Annotated in this window: 8 protein-coding genes and 1 pseudogene; 6 read left to right on the forward strand and 3 right to left on the reverse strand. The window is 49.4% G+C overall.

Translation table 11 applies throughout. The features are described 5' to 3' along the window. Nucleotides 1-110 precede the first annotated feature (110 nt). On the forward strand, nt 111-1529 hold the full coding sequence (dgt, locus tag BTA51_RS03570; RefSeq protein ID WP_256385706.1) for a dGTPase: 1419 nt from the start codon (nt 111-113) through the stop codon (nt 1527-1529). A gap of 26 nt (nt 1530-1555) precedes the next feature. Next, nucleotides 1556-2149 carry a hypothetical protein gene (locus tag BTA51_RS29870; protein WP_141215525.1) on the forward strand — a complete coding sequence of 198 codons (594 nt, stop codon included), beginning with the start codon at nt 1556-1558 and terminating at the stop codon, nt 2147-2149. Between the two features lie 64 nt (nt 2150-2213). On the opposite strand, the pseudogene BTA51_RS30875 reads toward BTA51_RS29870, so the two are convergent. Next, nucleotides 2214-2482 (reverse strand): annotated as a pseudogene (locus tag BTA51_RS30875) (cyclophilin-like fold protein). Nucleotides 2483-2781: 299 nt separating this feature from the next. On the opposite strand from BTA51_RS30875, the gene BTA51_RS03580 reads away from it, so the two are divergent. The 3 genes from BTA51_RS03580 to BTA51_RS03590 all read left to right on the forward strand — a co-directional run bounded on the left by BTA51_RS03580 (nt 2782) and on the right by BTA51_RS03590 (nt 9107). Next, nucleotides 2782-4299: a bifunctional UDP-sugar hydrolase/5'-nucleotidase gene (locus BTA51_RS03580; protein WP_094706058.1), complete on the forward strand. Its 1518-nt coding sequence runs from the start codon at nt 2782-2784 to the stop codon at nt 4297-4299. Between the two features lie 51 nt (nt 4300-4350). Beyond that, a complete protein-coding gene (locus tag BTA51_RS03585) occupies nt 4351-8250 on the forward strand; it encodes a Dyp-type peroxidase (protein ID WP_094706059.1) in 3900 nt (1299 codons plus the stop codon). Between the two features lie 65 nt (nt 8251-8315). After that, complete coding sequence (locus tag BTA51_RS03590) at nt 8316-9107, forward strand: S1/P1 nuclease (RefSeq protein WP_094706060.1); 792 nt, start codon at nt 8316-8318, stop codon at nt 9105-9107. A gap of 171 nt (nt 9108-9278) precedes the next feature. On the opposite strand, the gene BTA51_RS03595 is transcribed toward BTA51_RS03590, so the two are convergent. Both BTA51_RS03595 and BTA51_RS03600 read right to left on the reverse strand, forming a co-directional pair. After that, a complete protein-coding gene (locus BTA51_RS03595) occupies nt 9279-10148 on the reverse strand; it encodes an N-acetylmuramoyl-L-alanine amidase (protein WP_168188046.1) in 870 nt (289 codons plus the stop codon). A 223-nt stretch (nt 10149-10371) separates the two neighbouring features. Beyond that, nucleotides 10372-11454, reverse strand: coding sequence for an MBL fold metallo-hydrolase (locus BTA51_RS03600; protein WP_094706062.1), 1083 nt, complete (start codon nt 11452-11454; stop codon nt 10372-10374). 187 nt (nt 11455-11641) lie between these two features. Here BTA51_RS03600 and BTA51_RS03605 point away from each other — a divergent pair, with 187 nt between their 5' ends. Next, a complete protein-coding gene (locus BTA51_RS03605; RefSeq protein ID WP_094706063.1) occupies nt 11642-12253 on the forward strand; it encodes a TetR/AcrR family transcriptional regulator in 612 nt (203 codons plus the stop codon).

A 12253-nucleotide genomic window follows, 5' to 3' on the forward strand; every position in this document is an offset into this window, starting at 1 on the left:
CGGGTTTTACGCTTCTTATTCTGGTATTCGGCTTCGGAGAAGGTCATCTGTTCCATGGAAAGTATTCCTGATGAGTTAGCTTGGCCGTATTATGACTGATTTGGGGAGTTATTCAGAGTCTCCCTAGAAAATACCCCACCACTAGTAGAGCTGCAGATAGTGACCGAGCAAGAGTATTATTCTCGGCTCCTTTTCGTCGTTTGCAAGAAAAAGCACAAGTGTTTGCACTCGAAGATAATGCCGCAGTGAGATCTAGACTTACCCACTCTTTAGAAGTGGCTCACATAGGAAGATATTTAACACAAGAGGTTTTAGAGAAAGCCAAGGATAGTAATCTTAAGAGGATAGGTATCAAAAATGATGATGACGCTGAAGCTGCCACAACTATTGTTGAAGTGGCTTGTATGCTACATGACATTGGCAACCCTCCCTTTGGCCATTTTGGTGAAAAGGTAATTAGGCATTGGTTTGAGAACAATAAGAAAGAGTTCCAAAAACCTTTAATGTCTGGAAGTGTCGATACAAATAAAGAGCTTGAGTTTACTAAACTATATCAAGATTTCTCTCAGTTCGATGGGAATCCACAGGGGTTTAGAATAGTCTCAAAACTACAATGGAATCATGATGAGAATGGATTAAACCTAACAGCCTCCCAACTAGCCTCACTTTTAAAGTATGATTGTTCACCTGAAGGTATTGACTGTAAAGCACCCTCTAAGAAGAAAGCAGGATATTTTTTTTCTGACGAGCATGTCATCGCGTCAGTCTGGGATCGTCTTAAAATGAAGCATATTAGACATCCGCTATCATATCTTATGGAGGCTGCGGACGATTTAGCATATTGTCTGAGCGATATAGAAGATGGATTAGAAAAGGGACTATTAACTGGCCTCAATATATATAATGAATTAGCCTCATCCGGCTCCTCAATAATCAAAGAAATATCTAAAGAACTATCCTACACGAACAGCATCAAAGAGAATAAACTTCACGATTTGCAGACCTTCTTGAAAATTAGAACCAAAGTAATTAACAGCTTAGTTTCTATACTTTCCGATAGGTTCATTGACAACATCCCAAGCATTATCAAGAATAGTACCTCTTCACTCGTCGAACTGTCTTATGAGTCAAAAGAAGTTTTAAGTGTATTTCGAACGCTTGCCAATAGACATCTTTACAACTCTAGAGCAGTAAGAGAAAATGAAATTATCGCAAACAGAGTTATAACTGGTTTGTTAGATGCATTTAAGCCATTACTGATCTGTGACAAAGATAGATTCAATGACATACGAAGCTTGAATTCTGAGGACAAAAAAGGTAATTCTATATCAGTGGAACAAGCTCTTTATAAACAGTTTAGTTCGAAATACATAAGAGTTTACGACAGTGATACCAATAATGAAAGCAATCGTGACATCACCCCCTGTGTAAGAGAGTGGATGGCAAGGGCTCATTTAATAATAGATCAAATAAGTGGAATGACTGATGGGCATGCTTTAAAAAGATTTCGACTAATATGTTCACCTTAAATGTCAGCGCTATTAAGTGAGACTTTATGATCAATAACCTTAAAACATTCAGACACCCTATAAAATTCATACAAGAAATGGATTGTTTAAAAAAATTGATAAACCCTACCCTATATTACAGCATATATTCATATATCCCTCAGTCAATATCTGAAATAAGGTTTGAATCAACTATAAGTCTTTCTAATTTGACAGATCACTGGTTAAACAACACCCTTTCTACTCTTGAGAATAACAGGGAGCTTTCATTTCATTCAAAGGTAACTTCAGAGGATGTGACTTACCATATACCGATGATTGATCTTGGCGGAAGATCTGATGAAATTAAAAACTTACCAGTGTTGGGAGATTTATGTGAATACTGGAATATTAACTTCAGCGTCTACTCTAGCGGCAGATCCTATCACTGTTATGGAGATCGATTAATTAGTGAAACAGACTGGGTGAAGTTCATGGGGTCCCTATTACTTCTAAATATCCCAGGAAAGAATAAGATAATTGATAATAGATGGGTTGGGCATCGATTAATTGGAGGTTATTCCGCACTGCGCTGGAGTAATAATACAAACCATTATAAAAAGTACCCTATATTATTAGGTAAAATGAGTGATCTCGTTTAAAGTTCAATCAATTAAATTTTTATTTATCTGGCCAGTCTAGGTATGGAATTTTGGATATCAATTGCTATCCACCACGATCGATCATCACCTCAAGCCTCCCTCTCCCCTTAAGAAGCTCAATCCCCGATTCAATCCGCCCCAACCGAACCAGTCCTCTTGAGAACCCAAATTCGCGATAGATCATGGCCAGATTGCCCCAAGGAGCATAGTAGGTGATATCGCTGATAGTTGGATCATGCCTTCCGGTGCGTCTTCGGTGGATAGGCGTTTTGGCAAGTCGCTGATCTTTTCAGTTTTGTTGTAGTCTTTCAGTGTCAATGTGATCGGAAGCAGTCATGCGAAATCCCTGGTTGTGGCACTGTTATCCAGGGTTGAGGTTATTTGCTTGCCATTAAAGGTAATGAGAGTCCTAGCCATGCTAGCGGCTGCCTGTTTGGCACACCACCAAAGCGGGATATTGAGAAATTGCGACGCCAGGCTAAAGCCCAAAAATTGCACACCCACCATTCCTGACCTATAACTAATGGCATTCGATGGATGAGCCTCCTGACCTTTAAACAGGAAGCTCTGAAAGCAAAAGCGCCTCAAGGATGTAGCAGAGGCGTCTTAAGGGACATTCCAAGGAGGGCGCCATGCCGAAGAACAAGATTCTGTGGCTTATTTGCACACTTGTTTTTGCATTTCCCGTCAGTGCCAAAGTGGTGAATATCACTCTGGTGCAAGCCAACGATGTTTATGAGATGACGCCTGTCAACGGCGGCCGCTATGGCGGGCTGGCCCGGCTGCAGACGTTGATCAAACAACTCAAAAGTGAAAACCCCAATACCTACACCCTGCTTGCCGGGGATCTGCTGAGCCCTTCCGCCATCGGAACCGCCAAGGTGAATGGTGAGCGTCTGAACGGCAAGCAGATGGTGGCGACGTTCAATGCCATGGGGTGGGATTTCATGACCTTTGGCAATCATGAGTTCGACAATGGTCGGGAGGCGTTGGTCGATAGTCTCAAGCAAGCCCAATTCAAGGTGTTTTCCAGTAACGTACTGGATACTACCACTGGCTTGCCCTTCAAGAATACTTCCGAGACTGTGATCTTTGAGGTTGAAGGAATCAAGATCGGAATGGTCGGCATTACGTTGCGTTCATTGGCCAAGGATTTCGTCACCATTAACGACCCGATGAGCACCGCGCAAAAAGCCGCGACTCAACTGAAGGAAAAAGGCAGTGTTGATGTGCTGATCATGCTGACACATCAGGATCTGCAGGAGGATGTTCACTTTGCCGAACAAATCCCGGAAATCGACCTGATTTTAGGAGGGCATGAACATGAAAATGCCTACCTGCGCAGGGGCGCTAACTTCACTCCCATCGCCAAAGCTGATGCCAATGCCCGCTCTGTCTATATTCATAATCTTGCCTATGATACCCGGGCAAAATCCCTCACGATTGATTCCCATCTGCAGATTATCGACTCCCGTTTCCAGGAAGACCCTGCGGTCAAAAAGGTGGTCAGTGCGTGGGTCAATAAAGCCTTTGAAGCCTTCCGTGAAGACGGTTTTGAGCCGGAACAATTGGTAGCCGTCACAGACGTACCATTGGACGGACTGGAAGCCAATGTTCGCGGCGGCGATACCCATCTGACCTCGCTGGTGGCGGAGAGTGCTTTGTCTGCTTATCCGGGCTCCGACCTGTCACTGCTCAATGCAGGCAGTATTCGCATTGACGATATTCTGCCGCCGGGCGATGTGACCCAATACGATGTGATCCGGATATTGCCTTTCGGTGGGGAGTACTCCCAGGTCAGCATGCCTGGGGATATCCTGGAGAAAGCTTTGGATGCAGGCGACCAGAACAGAGGAAAAGGCGGATTCCTGCACCACGCCAATGTGGAGAAAGGTAAGTCCGGATGGACAGTGAAAGGCATCCCTCTTGACCCTAAAGCCAATTATGCGGTTTCGATCGCATCTTTCCTGATTGAGCGGGGAGATACCGGACTGGAGTTCCTGGTGGACAACCCGCGTATCAAGAACCTCAGTGGAGGTTTAGTGGATTCGCGCTTCGCCTTGATCGATGAACTGCAATCTACCTACCCAGAGACCTCGACCGACGTATCGGCCACCTCAGTGACCTCAGATTACAACTACGCCGAGTAGACCTGCTGCAGTCCGGCATCCCCAGGCCCCTAACTCCCAAGGAGACTGATCATGGATAAGAAACTCAGCCTGAATCCTGCCACCTTTGCAGAGGCGTCCCCTGAGCAGCGTCAGTTGGATATCTGGCGATATGTCCAGCGCGGCCTGGTCTATCCGGCACCGCATGCAATCTTTGCCACTTACTGGCTGAAACGGGATAGCCTCACCCGGCAGGAACTCACCTTCATCATGGCTGAGCTTCGTCATACCATTCATAACAGTCCCACTCTGGGAAGCTGTCACTCATCAGCGGTAGTCGGCACCAGCTTTCCACTATGGAAGCAGTTCTGCCTGGATGATGACCTGCCCATTCCCGAGGGGATGAAACTCCAGTTTCCCAGCGAAGGAGATCCGAATACCTCCACGGTTTTCGAGCGTTCTTCCGGATCCTTTGAGAATCTCCATGGCGACCTCTGGTTTCATATCAAGAGTGATAAACCTGAAGCCTGTGAAATGATTCAGCAGTTGACCACCAAACTCCTTGGCACGCGGGTCACGGACATGGTGGCTCAGCCAGCGGCCTCAAAATCAGACCAGGAAGACGGCAAAAACGGCAAGGTGCTGGGCTGCCGTTTTTCGGAAAACCTCAATAATCCCGCCGACCCGATCACCATTTCCAAACACTCCATCACCGGTGCAGAAGATATTGATCACTTGGGCTCTTCCTATGTACTGGCTCAACGCTTCCTAATCAATTGGGACCAGATCAAAGCGATGAGCGAGGATCAGATCGAAGACCTGATCGGCCGTAAAACCGATGACACCATCATCCCCAACCGGGATACTCGATCCCATATCAAGTCGGCCCGTCTGGAAGACGAACAGGGAAATACGACCCCTATACTCAGGTTGGGCCTTCCTTTCGGTAAGGCCGCACTGTTCAGTAGCGACAAGACGGCACCCAAGGGAACCACCGCCTCCGATGAGCGGGGAATCTATTTTGCCGGCTTTGCCAAATCCGCGCCCATTCTGGAAAACATCATGAACAACCAGATCGGACCGGTCCCGGGTTTTATGAACGATCGCCTGTTCAACAACCTGAAATCCGATCTTGGGGGGCTCTTTTATGTTCCCTCCATCAAAGACCTCGCCCTGGATGTGGAACCCAAATACGACAATGATTTCAGCTGCCTTGAAGACGGCGATTGGAGCCATTTTCCGGGCGTGGACTGGTCACGGCTGGACCGCCATTTCGATAAAGCTTCCGGCAACGGCCTGATGTTCTACAACCACAAGAATTATCTATACCGCATGTCGACGCTTCCGGATGAAGACAAAGGCACTCTGCATCCTCCTACGACCCGGATTCTCAGCCTGCTGGAAAACAGCTTTTCGCGCTGGCAGGACAATTGGTACGTGGACCGCAAGCAACAGGAGATCAAGGGCGATCTCCAGTTCTACATGAATCAATATCGGGGGGAAGATAAACCCGTCGATGTCATGAGTGAGTCCATCATGGTCCGCAAAGGTTGGGCGACCCGGCTGACCCTGCATTTACTGGCATCCCAGGAATACGGTTTTCGCGGACGCCGGATACGCCTTCCCGATGGGACCCTGGTGCCTTATGCGGGCCAGGAACTCACCGACAATACCGAGATCATCAACGGTGCGGACACCTATCGTATCCAGCCCGAGGAAATTATCGTCGGTGCCATGCCGAATCTCTCTCTGGGTGAAGGCCGTTATGTGATGCGCTACCTGACTGACACGGAGCGTATGGACGGCTTCCTGCAGAATCTGAGCGAAGCGTCTGGCGTTGGCCACGTTATCCCGGATTATGAGTTGCTGCTGGAAAAAGGGCTGGGGGCCCTGATTCAGGACCTGAAGGTACGGCAGCAAAGTACAGCGGATAAGGACAAACAGGAGTTCTACCAGTCTTCAATGATCTCTTTAAAAGGGGTCAGCGAGCATATGATTCGTTATGCAGATCTTGCCCGTGCCATGGCCAAGAAAATGGGGGCCAGCCAGATCTGGGAAATTACCAATCTGAAGATCATCGAAGCCCGAATGCGCAAGTTATCGATGGATCGACCAAGCAGTTTTGTGGAAGCGGTTCAACTGCTGTTTTCAGTTCACAGCTGTCTGCACCTGACCGGAGAACCCACCGCCTTGGGGCGTCTGGATCAGATTCTCCTGCCCTACTTTGAAGGGGACAGTATCACCCAGACTGAAGCCCTCGAAATTATTGATGCTTTCTATATCAAGCTGGATGAAAAGGTCCAGCAGAACCGGATATTCATGGAAGACCATCAGCCTTTCGGCAATCTGGCCATGGGCGGCAGCTCCGGTCCCTACCCTCAGGGAGCCTCGCTTGGCCAATGGATTCAACAGATTACCGTCGGCGGTACCATCGCGGATAATGACGACGAATCCAAACCCGCCTATAACGATCTGACCCGACTGTTTATCAGAGCCTCTGCCCATCTGCCATTGAATGCCCCCTGTCTGTCTCTGCGCACACGCAAGGACATACCCGACGATCTTTTGCAGGAAGCCGCAACGGCGATCCTCTCCGGCGGAGCTCACCCGATCCTGCTCAATGACGAATTATTGGTCCCCGGTCTTCATCACAGCGGCAACAATGTCGGTGGAGCGGATATGGAGGAGACCAGTCAAGGCAAATGGCGTTCAACCGTTGAACTCCGATCAGCCCGGAACTATGCCTGTGACGGTTGTTACGAGCCTCAGTTCCCCGGTGAGAACTGGTTCAGTCTAGGCGGATTCTCTACTCTGCAGCCCTTGGAGTGTGCTCTAAACAAAGGGAGAACATATTCGTCTGCCGGAGAGAATTATCTCACCGGACAGGTGGTGTCCTTTACCTCCAAACCGGCGGGAGCAATCAGCTCTTTTGAAGAACTGATTGCACTGTATCTAGAGCACTTCGAATGGTTGAACCGCAAAGCCATTAACGGACAGTTGATGAGCTTCGGGGCCAATACCGCTTTTTGTCCCTCTCCCCTGCTCTCTGTCCTGGTACATGATTGCGTGGAGCGGGGACTGGATTTTTACAGTGGCGGAGCCCGCTACAACATCTATGGCCCCTGCTATATCGCCCTTAGTTCCACCATCAATTCTCTGTACGCCATCAAGAAGATGGTGTTCGACGAACGAGACGCAGTCACCACGCTTTCGGAACTGTTCGAATGCCTCGCCTGTGATTGGGGCTATAAAATGACCGAGCCGTTTGTCAGCTCCCTTTCCGGCGAAGCCCGAATCGCCGCCAGGGCGGACCGCTTCAAACGCCTGCGAGAAATCGCCCTGTCCCTGCCCCGTTACGGCCGCGGGCATCCGGAGATTGATGCCTTGGGCGATGAGATTGTCGCCAACATCGCAGACATTGCAGTCAAAACCTTTACCCTACCGTTGCCCCAAACCCGCGCCCGGCTGGAGGATCTGGCCAGAGCCTATGGCACGGAATCACAACCCTTCGGTATCCAGATTCAACCCGGTGTCGGCACCTTTGAGAACCATGTGGAGATGGGGGCCTGGAACGGCGCCAGCGCAGATGGTCGACGCCAGGGAACCACGGTGGCCTCAGACTTGAGCCCCGCTCCCAGCCCTGCCGATCTGCCGGTCGACCATCAGGAAACGGTCTTTAAATCTTCCCTCTCAGGGTTTGCCGGGAAAGGGGCCAGGGTCATGTCGGACGGTGCGCCGACTGACTTCAATATCCGGGAGGATTTTCCGCACACCGCTCTGGTCGACGTGTTACGGCAATTCGCGCAAGGGGAGTCTTCCAACATTCTGACTATCACCGTTTCCGATCCCCTCACCTTCAGTGAGGCAACGGACCACCCGGAAATGTATGACCTGCTAAGGGTTCGCACCGGTGGCTGGAGTAACTACTTCACGTCAGTCTTCCCGGTCATCCAACAGCAACATAGACGTCGTCCGTTATCCACTCCCGAATAGTGTCGCCTATTAATAGGTGAGGAATACAGATGAGGAGCACAGGAAATGAATACAGGAGATGAGCGATGAACCTACGATTCTTTCTGTCCTTGATATGTCTGGTTTTGGCGATGACGGCTTCCTATCCGGCAATGTCCTTTGGTGCCAATGGTCACCGTATAGTCGCCCGCATTGCTGAAAATCATCTGACTCCGAAAGCCCGCGAGGCGATCTTCAAGATCACCGGTGGAAAACATCTGGCGCAGCTTGCTACCTGGCCGGATGAAATCCGCTCGGACTCCAACTGGGATTTCGCCAAACCCTGGCATTTTGTGTCCATTGATGACGACGAATCATTCGATGGCTATGAGCACAGTCAGCAGGGAGATATTCTGTTGGCTCTGGAGAAATTCGAAAAAGTACTTCAGGAGAAAAAAGCGAGTCCGGAAGAAATGTGGCAGGCGTTGGCTTTCTATATTCACTTTGTTGGTGACATCCATCAGCCCCTGCATGTAGGACGCCGGGATGACTACGGTGGTAATACGATCAAGGTGAAGTGGTTCGGGAGATATACCAATCTGCATTCCGTCTGGGACAGCAGTCTGATTGAGAACGAGCAATTGAGTTTCCGGGAATACGCCAGCTTTCTGGACAATGTCAGCGAAGCACAAATCAAAGCCTGGCAGAACAGCTCTTATCTGGATTGGGCCAAAGGCTCCAAGACCGAGCGGCCCAAGGTGTACAACCTTGGAGACGATGGCGTTGATGTTCCCAGCCTGTCTTACAACTATGCCTACCAAAACAAGGAACTGATTGACGATTGTCTGGTGAAAGGGGGTATCAGGCTGGCTGGAAAGTTAAACGCACTGTTTGACTAACTCCATAGTCTTCAGCGGCTAAATGATTAGCTCTATTGCCTCCACAGGCTAAACGATTAGCCCGATAGCCTTCACCAGCCAAATGATTAGCCTGACAGGCCTTGCCTTTACGTTCTTTACATCCATTACAACCTTTACGTCCTTTACATCCTTTATAAATAGAACACTCCCTTAGGCCAGGGCCAGATACTTGTTATATACCCAACCTGTGTTTTCCGGGGTGTCGACCAGTCGGACAAAACTCCAATCGTCCTGCTCGTTAATCACCGTCAGTCGGGTATCTGGAGGTAACGGACTGAACGTCAGTTTCTCGAACCCAATACCGGCCCCTCCGCGGATGTTAAGCGTCGTGGTCGTGACATAAAGGTGGGCGGGGGTATCCGTATCCGTGTCGTCACCGCGGCTACGTCGTTCATGTAAGAGTGAACGGATGCGTTCCATTGGAAACGCAGGGCCAGGATCAAACTTGCGGTTGGGGGAAATATCCTGATGCCTCACTATGTCGACAATGGAAGGGTAATAATCCAGAAGCGCCTGCGTCAGCCGTTCGACTTGCTCGATCTGTGCCTGGGGATATATTTCCCAGCCTTTAAGCTCACGGCTTGAGCCGGGCATCTGATCAACGATGATCTGCTCTACAGAAAATTCAGGGGTTTGTCCCGGTCGGGAATACTTGCCGTTGGGTTGTTTATCCAGCCAACCATAGTTGGCAATTTCGATACCGATAGAATACAGATTCAGGTTATTCATTCCCTTCCAACTAGAAACTCCCGCGTGCCGGGCTTTGTAGTTGAAAGGAACGATTTGCCAGGTTTCGCCCTTTCTGCCCACCACCAAATGCGCTGACGCATACACTGGCTTGCGGGCTCCCAGACGCTTTTGCTTCTGGGTAGGCGACAGCATCATGTAGTCTCTGGATCCGGCCGCATCTCCTCCTGCTGTGTAATGCATAACGATGAACCTAGGCGGAGGTATCGCATCTCCTACATCCTTGGAGCGACCAAACCAATAATCCACGAAACGATGATTTGCGATTTTCATGCTGCTTTCCATTCCCTTGTAAGTGTTTCCAGAATGGTCGTATTACTTGATACGGCAAAGCATATAACCGGTGATTCAAGTGCTGTTACGAATTAGTGCTGTTACGAATCAAAGGCACACCTACCCAGTTAAGCATACATCACAAACATTGTACAAAATTCACCCAGACCGAAGGGCTGCAGAATTCATCGCCAGCATGACAACCGAAAACTGTTGGAGAACTTTAATCCGCTTGGGGAAGAAGTTCAGCGCTTTCCCTGGTATTGCTGTCATTCCAGACTTCAACACTGGCCACCAGCTCTTGCCACCAAAGTCGATTGCTATATGGAGCTCCCAATGTGAGGATTTCCCCCACGTGTGGGGTCAGCAAATCCACTCCATGGTGCATAGCCAACTGACTGATGCGCTCCAGGGGCTCATACCAGGCATGGAAAGCCAGATCGAAGGTACCATTATGAACAGGCATCATCTGTTTCCCATCAAGATCCAGGTGTGCCTGCAGACTCTCTTCCGGCTGCATGTGTACATCCGGCCAGTAGTGGTCGTAGGCACCGGTTTCCACCATCGTCAGATCAAATGGCCCATAGCGTTCACCGATCTGCTTGAAGCCCGCAAAGTAGCCGGAGTCACCACTGAAGAATATCCGCTGATCACCACTGATGATCACCCAGGAACACCAGAGGCTCATGTTGCGGTCGCTCAGTCCCCGACCGGAAAAATGATGTGCCGGAGTCGCAGCGAGGGTCAGGCCTTCGATGGTCTTTTCCTGCCACCAATCAAATTCGCTGATACGATCAGGCTCAATACCCCAGGACTGCATATCCCTGGAAACGCCCAATGGTACGTAGAAATGTTCAACCTTGCTCTTGAGCTGGCGAACTGCCTGCTTGTCCAGATGATCGTAATGATTATGACTGATCAGCACACCTTTGATGGGAGGCAACTCCGCGATGTTTAACGGCGGTTGATGAAAACGTTTGGGGCCAATAAAACTGAATGGCGATGCACGTTTGGAAAACACTGGATCGAGTAGCCAGTAATCTCCATGAATTTTCAGCAACAGGCTGGAATGGCCCAGACGGGTCAGATGAATACCTTCGTCCGGCAATCCATTCAGAATTTCTCTGGAAATAGGCACTACTGGCATGTCCACCGTGGGTACTGTGTCGACTTTTCGTTCGAACATTATGCGTTTGAGAATCGGCCAGAAACCGCGGCTCTGCTTTTGGCTTTCCCGTTTCCGGCTGTCCTGGGAAGCCGGCTTCATCGGGTTTCGAAAACGCCCCTGTGACTGAATGCTGTTCATATCGAATCACTCTCTACGATTAAGTTAACGACCCAGTGATTGAGTCAGTGCCTGCCTGGTTGTCGAAAATCAACGGCCAGGCCCAGCCAAAAAAAGTAAACTACTCGGTGCAGTTTACCCAAAAAAGGTGAAAAGTAAACTGATAAGTGTAAAATCTGCACACAAACGATATTCGAACAGGCATTCAATGAGCGAGAAAATGACTCTGACCCAGCGTAAGCGGGTCGCCATACTGGCTGCAGCCAAGGAGGAATTCAAAGAAAGCGGATTCCAGAACACCAGTATGGATCGTATCGCCGCGCGGGCTGAGGTATCCAAACGTACCCTGTACAACCACTTTTCCAGTAAAGAAGCGTTGTTTTCTGTCATCGCCCAAAGCCTGGTGACCCAAATCCAGCAGGCCATGGAGTTTCCATTTGATGAGAACCAGGCTATCGATCAACAATTGAGATCGATCGCCCATCAAGAACTTCAGCTACTGAGCGACAGTGACTTCATGGACACCAGCAGAATGCTGATGGCAGAGGCGTTGCGTGCCCCAGAAATTGCGCAGGATATGATGACCCGGATGTCCCAGACGGAGAGCGGTTTAAGTCGATGGATGAGAAAGGCCAGCGCCCATGGCCTGGCCATTGAGGACCCCGACTTTGCTGCTGAGCAGTTCATCGGGATGATCAAGTCATTCGCCTTCTGGCCTCAGCTTCTCAAGGGCCAACCCTTCCCTGATAAAGCTGCGCAGGAAAGAATTGCCGATGAAGTGGTTATGATGATCCTGAGACGATATCAGACTGAGCAATAA

It is taken from the genome of Hahella sp. CCB-MM4, from assembly GCF_002260525.1.
Taxonomy (GTDB): Bacteria; Pseudomonadota; Gammaproteobacteria; order Pseudomonadales; family Oleiphilaceae; genus Hahella.